The organism is Novosphingobium sp. SG919 (assembly GCF_012932495.1).
GTDB lineage: Bacteria > Pseudomonadota > Alphaproteobacteria > Sphingomonadales > Sphingomonadaceae > Novosphingobium > Novosphingobium rhizosphaerae.
The window spans coordinates 657,863-672,191 of sequence record NZ_JABCNG010000002.1 but is presented as its reverse complement, the minus strand read 5'-3'; the positions used below and the strand labels follow the sequence as shown (position 1 = coordinate 672,191).

General features: G+C 65.5%; 11 protein-coding genes. 4 read left to right on the top strand and 7 right to left on the bottom strand.

Translation table 11 applies throughout. The features are described from left to right. The first annotated feature begins 61 nt into the window (after positions 1 to 61). Positions 62 to 982: a YncE family protein gene (locus tag FHT19_RS12830; RefSeq protein ID WP_169475424.1), complete on the top strand. Its 921-nt coding sequence runs from the start codon at positions 62 to 64 to the stop codon at positions 980 to 982. A gap of 4 nt (positions 983 to 986) precedes the next feature. Here FHT19_RS12830 and FHT19_RS12825 read toward each other — a convergent pair whose 3' ends face one another. The 6 genes from FHT19_RS12825 to FHT19_RS12800 are packed head-to-tail and all read right to left on the bottom strand — an operon-like array spanning position 987 to position 8,409. Next, on the bottom strand, positions 987 to 1,622 hold the full coding sequence (locus FHT19_RS12825; RefSeq protein ID WP_169475423.1) for an N-carbamoylsarcosine amidohydrolase: 636 nt from the start codon (positions 1,620 to 1,622) through the stop codon (positions 987 to 989). A 1-nt stretch (position 1,623) separates the two neighbouring features. After that, positions 1,624 to 2,811, bottom strand: a complete 1,188-nt coding sequence (locus FHT19_RS12820) for a CoA transferase (RefSeq protein WP_168557119.1) — start codon at positions 2,809 to 2,811, stop codon at positions 1,624 to 1,626. 2 nt (positions 2,812 to 2,813) lie between these two features. Continuing rightward, entirely contained in the window at positions 2,814 to 4,703 is a 1,890-nt protein-coding gene (locus FHT19_RS12815) for a hydantoinase B/oxoprolinase family protein (RefSeq protein ID WP_169475422.1), read from the bottom strand. Positions 4,704 to 4,718: 15 nt separating this feature from the next. Next, positions 4,719 to 6,767 (bottom strand): hydantoinase/oxoprolinase family protein, encoded by a 2,049-nt coding sequence (locus tag FHT19_RS12810; RefSeq protein ID WP_169475421.1) that lies wholly within the window; start codon positions 6,765 to 6,767, stop codon positions 4,719 to 4,721. A gap of 53 nt (positions 6,768 to 6,820) precedes the next feature. Continuing rightward, the gene (locus FHT19_RS12805; protein WP_169475420.1) at positions 6,821 to 7,735 is read right to left on the bottom strand and encodes a hydroxymethylglutaryl-CoA lyase; all 915 of its coding nucleotides are present in this window, start codon (positions 7,733 to 7,735) and stop codon (positions 6,821 to 6,823) included. Then, positions 7,735 to 8,409, bottom strand: coding sequence for a GntR family transcriptional regulator (locus FHT19_RS12800; RefSeq protein ID WP_169475419.1), 675 nt, complete (start codon positions 8,407 to 8,409; stop codon positions 7,735 to 7,737). Before FHT19_RS12800 ends, FHT19_RS12805 begins: the two co-directional genes overlap by 1 nt. 171 nt (positions 8,410 to 8,580) lie before the next feature. On the opposite strand from FHT19_RS12800, the gene FHT19_RS12795 reads away from it, so the two are divergent. Further along, positions 8,581 to 11,100, top strand: a complete 2,520-nt coding sequence (locus FHT19_RS12795; RefSeq protein WP_169475418.1) for a TonB-dependent receptor — start codon at positions 8,581 to 8,583, stop codon at positions 11,098 to 11,100. A gap of 130 nt (positions 11,101 to 11,230) precedes the next feature. On the opposite strand, the gene FHT19_RS12790 is transcribed toward FHT19_RS12795, so the two are convergent. Further along, a complete protein-coding gene (locus FHT19_RS12790; RefSeq protein WP_169475417.1) occupies positions 11,231 to 11,548 on the bottom strand; it encodes a hypothetical protein in 318 nt (105 codons plus the stop codon). Between the two features lie 592 nt (positions 11,549 to 12,140). On the opposite strand from FHT19_RS12790, the gene FHT19_RS12785 reads away from it, so the two are divergent. Beyond that, a complete protein-coding gene (locus FHT19_RS12785) occupies positions 12,141 to 13,580 on the top strand; it encodes a PLP-dependent aminotransferase family protein (RefSeq protein ID WP_248290440.1) in 1,440 nt (479 codons plus the stop codon). 75 nt (positions 13,581 to 13,655) lie between these two features. Beyond that, entirely contained in the window at positions 13,656 to 14,291 is a 636-nt protein-coding gene (locus FHT19_RS12780) for an FMN-binding negative transcriptional regulator (RefSeq protein WP_169475415.1), read from the top strand. Positions 14,292 to 14,329: the final 38 nt, after the last annotated feature.

Here is a 14,329-nt window from a genome sequence, read left to right as displayed (position 1 = left end):
GGGAAAGCAAGCAAGCTGGACCCCCGGATCAAGTCCGGGGTGACGAAGAGGAAGACAGCCGATGAAGCGCCTTGTTGCCGCCACACTCATGGCCCTCGCCCCACTCGCTGCCCACGCCGCGCCCAAGCCCGTGGTGCTGCAAGTGCCCGGCTTTGCCGATTTCCTCGCGGTGGATGGCAACACCGTCTGGGCCACCAATCGCGGCCGGGTGGAACAATGGTCGCTCAAGGGCATGAAGGCGAGCGTGCCGCTCGCGCATCCCTGCGGCGGCATGGCGATTGCCGATGGCGCGCTGTGGGTGGCCAACTGCGCTGATCGCACGGTCAACCGCATCGATACCAAGACCGGCAAGCTCGTCGCCACCATCGCCAGCGGAATCGCCAACGACAAGGAAGGCGAACTCAATGTCGTGGCCGGCGCCGGATCCATCTGGGTGGCGAGCGATGCCAAGGGCGTGGTTGCGCGCATCGATCCGGCCACCAACAGCGTGGTCGCCACGGTGCCCGTCGATCCGGGCACATGGTACATGGCCTTTGGCGAAGGCGCGGTGTGGGTGGCGAGCGCCCAGCAGCAAAGCCTGCAACGCATCGACCCGGCCACCAACGCGGTGACGGCGCGTACCCCGCTGGGCAAGGCGCCCGGCTTCCTCGCGGCGGGCGAAGGCAGCGTGTGGGTGCAGGAACAGGGCGATGGCACTCTGGCGCGGATCGATCCGCAGACCGGCGCCCTGCTCGGCCGCGTCAAGGTGGGCGACAACCTCAAGTGGGGGGACATCGACACCGGCGCCGGCAAAGTCTGGCTGCGCACCACCGACGACCAGGTCTTCGCCGTGATCGACGCCAAGACCATGGCGATCGACGCGCGCGTGGGCAAGCCGGCCGGCAGCGGCGGCCTGCGCTTTGCCCCGCACGGCATCTGGACCTCGGCCCACGATGCCCACACGCTCACCTGGTGGCCAAAGCCCTCCGCTTACGGCAAGTAAAGCGTCAGCGCAGACCCGCGATCAGCGCCAGGGCCTGCGCTTCGCTCACCACTTCGGCATATTTGGCCTGGAGATCGAACAGGTTGGCTTCGTGGGGAGCCAGGTGCCGGTCGCCACAGGCATCGGCCACCACGAAGGGCAGGAAGCCGTTCTGGCAGGCATCGAGCGCAGTGGCGCGGATGCAGCCTGAGGTGGAGGTGCCGCAGACCAGCACGGTATCCACGCCCAGCGCCGTCAACGTGGCGGCCAGGTGCGTGGCGAAAAAGGCCGAGGCGTAGCGCTTGGTGATCACCACATCGCCGTCCTGCGGGGCGAGTGCGGGAGGAAAAGCACCAAGCGGCGAGCCCTTCTCGAACACCTTGAGCGCGGGAACCTTGCGGTAGAACACGCCGCCATCGGCGCCACCGGGCTGGTATTCCACGTTGGTGAAAATCACCGGCAGCCCAGCCGCGCGCGCCGCCGCCGTCACCCGCACCGCACTGTCGAGCGCAGCCTCGATCCCGGCATAGAGCGGCGAGGTGGGCTGGAAATAGGCTTCCACCAGGTCGATCAGCAAGAGCGCGGGGCGTGTCCCGAACGGCAACCGCCCATCGAAGGCGCCGGCATAGTTGTCGGCCAGGTCGGCTTCGTCCTTCGCCACGTCAAATCACCCCGCGCGCGGCCATATCGGCCAGCGCCGCATCGTCCAGGCCCAGCAGTTGCCCATAGATTTCGGCGTTGTGCTGCCCCACCTGCACCGGCGCGGGCCGTCGCACCCCGCCGGGCGTGGCGGAAAACTTGGGGAACGTGGACTGCATCTTGAGCGGGCCGAAGCGTTCGGTCTCGACTTCGATGATCGCTTCGCGCGCCTGGAAGTGCGGATCGTCCAGCATGTCGGGCGCGCGATAGACGCGGCCTGCGGGGATCGAATGCGCGATCATCAGCGCATCCACTTCGTCCATGGTCAGCGTCAGCGTCCAATCGTTGATCAGGTTGTCCAGCTCGGTCTGGTTCTCGCCCCGCGCCAGGTGCGTGGCATAGCGCGGATCGTCGCCCAGTTCGGGCCGCCCCATGGCCGTGGCAAGCCGCTTCCACAGCGAATCCTTGTTGGCCCCGATCATGAATTCCCCGTCCTTGCAGGAATAGACGTTGGACGGGGCAATGCCCTTGAGGATCGAGCCGGATCGCTCGCGGATCAGGCCCATGCGATCATATTCCGGCACCAGGCCTTCCATCACCTGCAGCACGCTTTCATAGAGCGCGGTGTCGATCACCTGGCCTTGCCCGGTCCTGTCCTTCACATGCAGCGCGGCCAGCACGCCCATGCAGCCATAAGTGGCGGTCAGCGTGTCCCCGATGGAAACGCCCATGCGGCTGGGCGGACGATCGGGTTCGCCCACGATATAGCGCCAGCCGCCCATCGCCTCGCCGATCCCGCCAAACCCGGCGCGGTCGGAATAGGGGCCGGTCTGGCCATAGCCAGACATGCGCGCGATGATCAGGTGGGGGAATTCGGCCAAGAGCACATCGGGCCCCATGCCCCACTTTTCCAGCGTGCCCGGCTTGAAATTCTCGATCACCACGTCGGCATGGGCGATCAGCCGCTTCACCAGCGCCTGGCCTTCGGGCACGCGCAAGTTGGCGCTGACCGAGCGCTTGTTGCGCGCGATCACTTCCCACTGCACCTTTTCGCTGCCCTGGCCCCATTCGCGCATCGGGTCGCCCGTTACCGGCGGCTCCACCTTGATGACGTCGGCGCCCATGTCGCCCAGCAATTGTCCGCAGAACGGGCCAGCCAGCAGCTGGCCCAGTTCCACCACGCGAATGTCCTGCAATGCACCGTTGTTCATGATCACTCCGCCGCCTCTGCCTGCGGCCACACCGGCTGGATCGGCGCCGGCAGCCCGGTTTCCGCCTGGCAGGCGGCGCGCAGGGCATCAAGCCCCGGCCCGGTGTTGAACACCGGCAGGTCTCCGCCCCGGCCCTCGCGCATCTGCGCGCGCAGGGCAGCCGTGGCGGCTTCGTTCACCACGCCCACATCATCGGCCACCACGCCATAGGCGCGCGCGCCGACCGGCGTAACCAGCCCCTGCACGATTTCCTTGCCCACCAGCGCGGGATCGCGGTCCAGCGGATCGCCCCAACCGCCGCCACCCCAGGTGATGAAGTGCAACTGGTCGCCTTCCTCCACCGCCACGTCTTCCACCTTGTTGCCCACGATCACCTGGGTGCCGTCGGCCTTTTCCAGGATCTTGCGCGCGCGCTTGCCCGGATCGCCGCCATTCACGCCCCAGGGCGGCACGAACCAGCGATCGTCGTGGATCGAGATCGTCCCGGCGCTCAAAAACCGATAGGTCATGTGGATGCCGTTGCCGCCGCGATGCAGCCCCGCCCCGCCCGAATCCGGCTCGGTCGAATAGCGTTCGATGATCATCGGGAAATAGCGTTCCAGGAACTCGTTGGGCACGTTGGTGAACCCCGGCCACAGCGAATGGCCATCCGGCCCATCGCCCAGCGGGCGGCCGGGAATGCCGCCAAAGCCAATCTGGAACAGCTGGAACCAGGCATTGCCCTGGCCGGGCCGCGTATCGTTGCCCGAATAGAACAAGTGCGGGCTGGACGAAAAACCGGCGGCATTGAGGAACTGCGGCGTCTTTTGCCCCAGCAGCCCGCCGAGAATATCGAAAATGCGGCCCAGCGCATGGGTGCGGCCCGACAGCGCGGCGGGAAATCGTGGTTTCAGCAAGCTACCTTCGGGAATGCGCACGTCGATCAGGTCATAGAACCCGTCGTTGAACAGGATCTGCGGATCGAAGACCATGATCATGTAGATGCCGAAGAACATCTTGAACATGTTTTCATTGAGATAGAAATTGATCGAGGCCACGCTCTGCGGATCGGTGCCATCGAAATCGAGCACGACCTTCTCGCCCTCGCGCCACATCGTGCACTTGATGCGATAGGGGCCAAAGCCCATGCCATCGTCGCAGATATAGTCTTCGAAGCTGACCGGTTCCTCGCTCACCGCCTGGGCCAGCAAGGTCTTCATCGCGCGGTGGTTGCGCGCCAGCAATTCCTGCGTGGCCGAGACATAGACATCGTCGCCAAACCGCTCGGCCATCTCCACCACGCGGCGCGCGGCCACGCGGCACGAGGCAATCAGCGCATTGAGATCGGCCGCGCACCAATCGGGCTTGCGCGTCTGGTGCATCACCAGCTTCATCAGATCGGCGTTGTATTCGCCTTTCTTCCAGATCTTTACCGGCGGAATGCGCACGCCTTCCTCATAGATCGAGCGCGCGTTGATCGGCATCGAGCCGACGACCTTGCCGCCGATATCGCTCTGGTGCCCGAACATCGAGGTATAGGCGATCAGCCGCCCCTGCTTGAACACCGGCAGCAGCACCAGCCAATCGTTGGAATGGCTGATCGCGCCATCCACCGAATAGGGATCGGACAGGAAGATCATGTCGCCGTCTTCCAGCGTGCCTTCGTAATTGGCCAGGAAGCCGCCGATGAAGCTGCCGAACTGGCCCACGATCATCTTGCCGGTATGGTCGGCAATCAGGGGAAAGGCATCGCCCTGTTCGCGGATGCCGGGCGACATGGCAGTGCGCACCAGCGTGGCATCCATTTCCACGCGCGCGTTGCGCAGCGCGTTCTCGATGATGTCGAGCGTGACGGGGTCGATCGCCACTTTGGCAAAGGGCGTCGGGTTGGTCTGAACGATTGTTGCAGGCATCGCTTTTCCCTTTCGTCAGGCCAGGTTGATCAGGATGTTGCCGACCTTGTCGACCGTGCCCACGCACCCGGTCTCGATCAGCGTGGTCGAATCCATTTCGCAGACGATGGCCGGGCCAGGGATCACGTCCCCCGCCTTCAGCCGCGCGCGGTCATAGATGACGGCGGCGTGTTCGGCCCCGTCCATCCACAGCACATGGTCGCGCACTTTGGCCGCCGATGGATCGCCGTTGCCCTGCTCCAGTTCGGCGGCGGGCAGATCGAGCGCGCGGCCCAGCGCCACCGCGCGCAAGTTCACGATCTCGTGCGGGGTATCCATGTTGAACGTGAACAGCCGCTTGTGCTCTTCGTCGAAGCGGGCGAGCACCCCAGCAATGCCATCCTCGGCCAGGATCTGCGCGGTGATCGAAAGCGGCACTTCGAAGGCCTGCCCGGCATAGCGCACGTCGACTTCGAAACTCGTGGCAATCTCGCTTTCGGGCACGCCATCGGCCAGCAGTTCGGCCCGCACGTGCGCCGCCATTTCGTCCAGCACCGCCACCAGGTCTTGCGCCGCCGTATCGCGCGCCAGGCGCGACCACGAACGCGCGGTTTCGGTGCGCATGCGCGTGGTGGCATCGCCCAGCGCGCAGAGCACGCCGGGGCTGACCGGAGAGACCGCCGGCCAGCTGCCCATCAGCCGCGCCACGGCATTGACATGCAGCGGCCCCGCTCCGCCAAAGCCCATCAGCGCGAAATCGCGCGGGTCATAGCCCTGCTGCACCGAAATCATCCGCAGCGCGCCGAACATGTTCTCGTTGACGATGTCGATGATCCCGCGCGCGGCCTCCATCAATCCGATACCCAGCGCATCGGCAATGGTCTGCACCGCCGCCTTGGCGCCTTCGCGGTCCAGCTGGAACGTACCGCCCAAAAGGTTTTCGGGCAGATAGCCCAAGACCACGTTGGCATCGGTAACGGTGGGGGCCGTGCCGCCCTTGCCATAGGCGACCGGCCCCGGCACCGCTCCTGCGCTCTGCGGCCCGACCCGAAGGGCTCTGGTCAGCGCGGGAACATAGGCGATGGAGCCGCCGCCGGCGCCCACCGTCTTCACATCGAGCGCAGAGGCGCGCACCGAAAGATGGCCCACTTCGGTGGTGCGCTGGCGGCGCGGCTCAAGATTTTCGATCAGCGCCACGTCGGTGCTGGTGCCGCCCACGTCGAGCGTCAGGATATTGCGGATGCCGGCATTGCGGCCCACCCAGATCGCCCCCGTCACCCCGCCGGCCGGGCCGGACATCAGGATGCTGACCGGGTGCTCCTCGGCCTTCTGCGCGCTCATCAGCCCGCCGTCGGACCGCAGCAGCGAGAGCTTGCCGGTCATCCCTTCGGCGGCCAGGCGGTTGCGCAAGTTGGAAACATACTTGCCCACCACCGGGCGCACGCTGGCATTGGCCACCGTCGTCAGCGTGCGTTCGTATTCCTGCATTTCCGGCAGCACTTCGTGGCTCAATGAAATCGGCAGGCCGGGCAGCACGTCGGCCGCGATCTGCCCGATCCGCGCCTCGTGCGCGCCATTGGCATAGGCGTTGATCAGGCTGACCGTCACAGCTTCCACGCCCTGCGCCTTGAGCTTGGCCAGTTGCGCGCGCACGTCGGCTTCGTCCAGCGGGCGCACTTCCTGCCCTTGCGCATCCATGCGGCCTTTTACCGTCACGGTGTCTTCCAGCGCGGCCAGCGGCTGCGGCTTGGGCCAGATGATCCAGCCGGCCAGGCCGCCGGGCACATAGCTGCGCGCGATCTGCATGATGTCGCGATAGCCTTCGGTCGTCACCAGGCCCACGCGCGCGCCCTTGCCTTCCAGAACGGCATTGGTGGCGACGGTAGTGCCATGCAGGAAATAGTCGATCGCGCCCGCGGCAATGCCCGCCTTGGCGCAGATCGCGGTCACGCCATTCAAGATGCCTTCGGAACTGTCGTGCGGCGTCGATGGCGTCTTGTGCCGCCAGAACGCGCCGCTGTGCGTGTCGAACAGCAGAAGGTCGGTAAACGTGCCGCCGACATCCACGCCAAGCCGATAACCCATCGTCCAACAATCCCTTCAAGAAAGCGTTTGTGCGTGCCGATGCTAAGGTATGTTCAAGCCTGCGCTGGCTTGGGGAACGGTGGCGCCTTGGCCACCATGCCCGGCAAAGTGCGGTCCATCACGCTGCCCAGCCAGTGGTTGGCCGCCACCAGCGCGGGCAGGTGCAGCCCGGTGCCGATCCGCGCGCGCTCCAGCATATAGACCACGTCCTCGGTCGAAACGTTGCCCGCCGCGCCCGGCGCAAACGGGCAGCCGCCCAGCCCGCCGATCGCCGCGTCCACGCTGACGGCCCCCGCGCCGATCGCGGCCCAGACATTGGCCAGGCCGGTGCCGCGCGTGTTGTGGAAATGCACCCGCACGGGAATGTGCGGCACGGCGGCGCGGATCTTGCCCACCAAAGAGATGACATGCGCGGGATTGCCCACGCCGATCGTGTCAGCCAGGCCGATTTCCACCGGGCCTGCTTCTGCCAGTGCGCGCGCCATGGCCACAACGCGGTCTTCGGCCACTTCACCTTCGAACGGGCAGCCGAACGCGGCGGCAATGGTCACTTGCCCGGTCTTGCCCGCCTGGCGCGCCATGGCGATGATTTCCTGCGCGGCGGCCACCGAGCCGTCGCTGGTCTGGCCCTGGTTGGCCCTGGCAAAGGTGTCCGTCGCCACCGAAACCGCGCCAAGCTGGTCGATCCGCCCGGTTTCGATCGCCCGTGCCGCGCCGCGTGCGTTCATCACCAGGCCGATATAGGTCACGTCGTCGCGCCACGGCAGGCCGGCGCAGACCGCCTCGGCATCGGCCATCTGCGGCACGGCCTTGGGATTGACGAAGCTCGTCACTTCGATCCGCCGCGCGCCCGCCGCAATCGCCCGCTCCACCAGCGCGATCTTGTCGGTGGTGGAAATCAGGGTCTTTTCGTTCTGCAGCCCGTCGCGCGGGGAGACTTCGACCATCTCGACAGATTCTGTATACATTACTCGGCAGCCTCTCGCTGGTCTCGTTCCGCCAGCCCGCGATGTGCATCGGCATAGGCGTGATAGGCGCGCAGGATGTGCCCGGTCATGATCGCTTCGGCCCAGGGGCCATCGCGCCGGGCAAAGGCGGCGATCAATTCCTCGTGCTCGCCATAGGATCGGTTGAGCGCCTCGCGGCCATAATGATGCGCCGTGCGCCACACCACCGGCTGCTCGATCAGCGTGGCCAGCAGCGCTGCCAGGCGGCGCGACCCGGCCACGTCCAGAATTGCTGCGTGGAAATCCCGATTCGCGTCGAGAAACACCGTAACATCGGGCACCGGCCGGCGAATGGCATCGCCCAAGCGGCGATTCGCATCGCGAATCCGCGCAAGCGCCGCGTCCGTCATGCGTTCGGCCGCCCGCCGCGCCGCCTTGCCTTCCAACAGGGCGCGCAGTTCGAACGCGTCTGCCACATCGTCGATCGACCAGTCGGCCACAAAGCTGCGCTGGGTGTCGGTCCGCGTCACCAGAAGGTCGGATTCCAGCCGTCGCAGCGCCTCGCGAACCGGGGTGCGCGAAACGCCGCAGCGCTCGGCCAGGGCTTCTTCCGCAAGCTGCGCGCCGGCGGGCAATTCGCCCGACAGGATCATGCTGCGGATGGCCTCATAGGCACGGTCGGAAGCGCGGGACACAGCTTTCTCCAAATCCCCTGGTCTGGGCGGTTTATATCTTGACCTGCGGTATTTGTATACAATACTCTTTGTTTCCATCAAGCCGCGTCAGCCATGGGGGCACGAAAAAGACCGGCGGGTGACATCGGCACCGCGATGGATTCGCGGGCGCCACCGAACAGGGAGAATGCAATGCGACTTTCCCACTCCGCTTTCCTCGCCACGGCCTCGGCGCCTGCCGCCATGCTTGCCGCCGCGCTCGCCACGCCCGCCCTTGCCCAGGAAGCGCCGCAATCGGGCGCTGTGCCGGCGGATGACAGTGGCATCATCGTCACCGCCCGCCGCCAGAACGAACGCCTGCAGGATGTGCCCGCCTCGGTTGCGGTGCTCACCGCCGATGCGCTGCAACGCACCGGCGCGGTCAAGGCGGAGGATTTCGTCAAGCTGACGCCGGGCGTCACCATCGTCACCGGCACGGCCGAAGCGGGCGATACCCAGATCAACATTCGCGGCATGAACGGCGCGCGCGACGCGGAAAGCTCGGTCGCCCTGGTCGTCGACGGCATCCTGAAGACCAACACAGCGCAGCTCAACCAGCCGCAGGGCACGCTGCAACAGGTGGAACTGCTCAAGGGCCCGCAAGGCGCGCTCTATGGCCGCAATGCCGCCGCCGGCGCCCTGGTGCTCCAGTCGATCAAGCCGACCGACAGCTTCACCGGCGCGGCCAAGCTGTCCTATGCCGATTACAACACCTGGGAAGCCAGCGCCCACGTCGCCGGGCCGCTCGCGCAAAACGTGGGCTTCGTCCTGGCGGGCTATTACTACAAGACCGACGGCTTCTACAAAAACGTCTTCACCAATTCCAAGACGGTGGACGACAAGGAAAACTGGGCGATCGACGGCCGTGTGATGGTGGGCCAGGGCAGCCCCACGCAGCTGGATATCAAGGCGCGCTATAGCGAATTCCACGGCGCCTCGCTGCCGTTCAACGCTGCGTTCCACCTGCCCAATTTCGGCGGCGCGTTCTATGAAAACGTCAACAGCCACCCGTTCAATTTCTACAGCAACATCCGCCCCACCAACGACCAGACCAGCTTCGACATGTCGATCAAGCTGGACCACCAGTTGACCGACACGATCAAGCTGGTCGGCTGGGCGCTCTATTCCAACGTCAACCAGGATCTGGTGGCCGATGGCACCTCGGCCGATTTCGGCCGCTTCCTCAGCGCTGCCAACCCGCAGGCGCAAAGCGCGGTCAACTCCTGCTTTGCCAGCACTGCCGCGCTCACCGGCTACAAGGTCAACCCGCCCGGCTTCATCGGGCAAACTCCGGTGCCGTTCATCTTCGCGCCCACCACCGGCTCCACCTTCGGGCCCTACAGCCCCACCACCTGCGACGGCACGCAATACCAGCTGCGCAAGCAGCAGGACATCAGCACCGAATGGCGCCTGATCGGCGATCTGGGCCAGATCAACTGGCAACTCGGCGCCTATTACCTGCACATCAAGCGCACCGTGGGCGTCAGCCTAGGCGCCGACACCGGCAATGGCGTGATCAAGCAGCTCTACAACGCGCCGAACACCACCAACCCCACCACGCTGCTCTTGGCCGATCGCTTCAAGACCAACGTCTATGCCGGCTTCGGCTCGGTGGAATGGAAGCCCAACGAGAAATTCGATGCCGGCCTGGCGCTGCGTTACGATATCGAGGATCGCAAGTCGTCCTCGCTCGTGCCCACGGCCACCGATCCCTTCACCGGTGGCCCGATCAACCCCGGCCAGGCGTTCGGCCCGCTGACCGACAAGCACGCCCGCTTCGAACAGTTCGAGCCCAAAGTCACGCTCAGCTACAAGCCCAGCCGCGAGTTCAACCTCTATGCCAACTGGGGCATCGGCTTCAAATCGGGCGGGTTCAACAACCAGGGTTCGGCCCAGATCATCAAGGACAATTTCGTCAACGCCTTTGGCGCCAACGTCACGGTGAACGACCAATACCGCAAGGAATGGTCGAGCGCATGGGAAGCGGGCCTCAAGGGCAACCTGCTCAATGGCGCGCTGACGTTCGACCTGGCCGGCTATTACACCCAGGTCCACGACATGCAGTTCTTCGAATTCTTCGTCGGCAGCTTCGGCCTGCTGCGCGTGGTGTCCAACATCGACCGCGTGGACCTCAAGGGCATCGAGGCGAGCGTCACGGTCAAGCCGATCAAGGGCGTCAAGCTGTTCGGCTCGTTCAACTACACCGACAGCGAGATCAAGCGCAATTCCTCGCGCCCCTACACCGTGGGCAACAAGTCGCCCTACACCGCCGACTACACGCTCAACCTGGGCGGCGAATTCGAGCAATCGCTCAGTGGCGACTTGCGCTTCTTCACTCGCGCCGATTATCGCCTCACCGGCCCCACCTGGTTCCACACCGTGCAGAACCAGTCGGTGCCCACGGTGTTCTCCGGCCTCCTCCCGATCTCGGCCCTGCAACTCCCGGCTTTCGTGGGCGACGGCAAATACGACGTGGCCCGCCGCAACGCCTTCGGCATCGTCAACCTGCGCGCCGGCCTCCAGACCGACCGCTACACCCTCGCCGTCTTCGCCAACAACCTGCTCGACAAGCAGTACCTGAACGAAGTGATCACCGCCGTCGAATTCGGCGGCTCGTTCATCACGCCCGGCACGCGGCGCCTGGTGGGCGTGGAAGCCAGCATGAAGTTCTGAGGTTTCCCCAACCCTTCACGCTGACTTTGCCGGAACCCGGCCGCGCTACTATGGCGTGGCCGGGTTTTGGGACAAAGCCGCCAGTCAACGCCGCGACCGGCGTCGTCCGGTTGCGCCCCAATTGCGGACTTTAACCGATCAGTTCGGCTTCGATTTGTTCTGCTATGTCACTATTCAGCCCAGCGATCTGCTCAATGATACCGTCCAATCGCGAATCCGTCAGAGGTTCAGCAGGATCAGATAGACCGGCCATATGCCCAGCGAGATAATGAATGCAGTTGTTGATGGCCAACCTCTCTTTCATGCCAATGTCGTCGCGAGCCATAATTGTGAACCCATGGATTGCCCGCGCCATGTAGCGAAGTAAGCTTGGTCGCCCCGTTTGCTGTAGCTTTTCACGTAAGAGCCTCATCAATAACGGCCTTTCTACACCCGCCAGAATGATCATGGTAGCCATTCCCTGCAAAGTTCGCTCCCCACCAAATTTCGACGACAAGCTCCTTTCCGGTTACGGTGCTGTTGCGGACCCGCCTTTTTCTCGACATGCTCATCTTACCAATGCAGACGAGGCGCCAATGACCCTTCGGTGTAACACCTGCTGACGATTGCTCGGTTGCCCTGATGACGCTTTGTCAGCAAATTGTGGTGGAGATTGCTGGGGATGCGTCGGCAGTTGCGAAGCCGAATGGGAACCGTCCGCAAGCAAGGTCAGGAACGAGATTGCCTCGGGGCTGCGTAACAAGGACGGTTCGCCAAAGCCATCTAAAGAAACGTAGTGTCTGCTCCCCCCTGACTTTGGCGCCGCAGTGACCGGTACGCGGGAGGGCCGATTGCCTTCCTTGGTTCAGGGGCGAAGCGGCTGGAATGGCCGGTGTCGGCGTAGACCGACATTCCCGGCACTTCATCGGAACGGCGCGAGTTGGTCGCTACTTGCCATTTCACCCCCCCTTGACCCCCACCCCCAAAACCCCGATTGGACCCCACAGCACCCCTTTTGTGGAGTCCATGACAGGTCCATGCGCCGAGGCTGGTCCCTTACCTTGCAACAGCGCATTCGTGGCGATCAGGCCACGCCGCTCTATATGCAGTTGGCCCATGCGCTGATCCACGAGATCGAGCGCGGGCGGCTGCAGCCTGGCTCGGCGTTGCCGAGCAGCCGGGAGCTGGCGGCCGAACTGGGCTTCAACCGCAAGACCGTGGTGACCGCTTATGAGGAACTGGTGGCGCAGGGTTGGCTGGAGGCGGCCGGGCGCAAGGGCACGGCGGTGGCCACGCGATTGCCACGCAGCCGGCCCGAGGCGGTCGAGGCCAGCCCGCCCATCGGCCGGCGCCCGATCTATCGCTTCGTGCCGCCGCCCGATCGGCCGATTGCCGTGCCGCCGGGCCGGGTGATCAAGCTGGACGAAGGCAGCCCCGATGGCAGCCTGTTCCCGCCCGAGGCGCTGGCCCGCGCGTTTCGCACTGCCGCGCTCTATGCCGCGCGGCGCCAGCAGCTGGGCTATCGCGATCCTTGCGGCAGCGACAAGTTGCGCGCCAGCCTGGCCACGATGCTGCGCGAGGAACGCGGCCTGGTGGTGGACGCGGAAAACATCTGCGTCACACGCGGGAGCCAGATGGGCATTGCGCTCGCCGCGCGGCTGCTCGCCCGCCCCGGCGCCGTTGCCCTGGCCGAGGCGCTGACTTATGAACCCGCCGTCGCCGCGTTCCAGGCAGCCGGGGTGCCGGTGCTGCCCGTGCCCCTGGATGACGAGGGCATCGATGTGGACGCGGTGGAGCGCGCCTGCCGCAGCCGCAAGGTCTGCGCCGTGTTCCTCACCCCGCACCACCAGTTCCCCTCCACCGTCTCGCTGGCGCCCGAGCGGCGGCTGCGCCTGGTGGAGCTGGCCCGCCAGTTCGGCTTTGCCATTATCGAGGACGATTACGACCACGAATTCCGCTTCGGCTCGCAACCCTTGCTGCCCATGGCCGCCTATGCGCCCGATGTGGTGATCTATGTCGGCTCCCTCTCCAAGCTGCTGCTGCCGGCGCTGCGCGTGGGCTATATCGTGGCCCCCACCCCGGTGATCGCGGCGGCCGCGCACCAGGTCTCGATCGGTGATGGCATGGGCAACAGCCTGACCGAGGATGCCGTGGCCATGTTGTTCGAGGAAGGCGAAGTGCGCCGCCATGCGCGCAAAGCCACGCGCATTTATGGACAGCGCCGCGATGCGCTGGCCCAGGCCGTGCAGGCCGAACTGGGCGCCATGGTCAGCGCCCGCCTGCCCGCCGGCGGCCTGGCAATGTGGCTGGAATTTCAGGATCTTGCCGCGCTTGCCCGGATCGAGGCGGGCGCGGGCGCGGCGGGCATCACCTTTGCCCAATCAGCATCCTATCGCCTGGCCGAAAATGCCCCCCATGGCCTGCGCCTGGGCTTTGCCAGCCATGCTGCGGATCGCACCGTGCAGGCCGTGCGCGTGCTGGGCGCGCTCGGCCGGGGGTGACACGGGCGCACTGGTCCCCTGTGGATTGCAGATCTGGCACTTTTACCGGGCCAACCATGCGGCAAGATGGCGTGCATGGACTTTCCCTCTGGCACTCCCGCCGATCTGGCCCGGCTCATCGCGGAATATCCGCTGGCATGGCTCGTCAACCATGGCGCTGCCGGCTTCTTCGCCACGCCCCTGCCGCTGGTGGCAGAGCTGGACGAAGCCGGCCAGGTCACGGCGCTGATCGGCCATTGCTCGCGCCGCAATGGCCAAGTGGCCGCCTTGCAGGCCGATCCGCGTGCGCAAGTGCTGTTCATGGGGCCGCAGGGCTATGTCTCGCCCGCGCTGGTGTCGCGCCCGCACTGGGCACCCACCTGGAACTTTGCCGTGGTCGCGTTCGACGTGACCGTGGCGTTTGACGAAGCAGGCACCCTGCCCGCCGTGCGCCGCCTGACCACCCATGTCGAGGCGAGCCAGGCGCAACCCTGGCAGGTGGAAGACGCCGGCGCGCGGCTGCCGCAACTGATGGCGCGGATCATCGGCTTTCGCGCCACGGTCACCGCCATCGATGCGCGGTTCAAGCTGGGGCAGGAGGAAGACCTGCCCGAACTGCGCGAAATCATTGCCGCCCATCCCGATCCGGTGCTCGCCGGGTGGATGTGGCGGCTCAATAACGACCGCCTGCAGGCCCATGCGGCGGCACACGGGGAAGAAACCACAGGATAGCCGAACCGGGCAATCCATGACATGCACAGGGGAAAGAC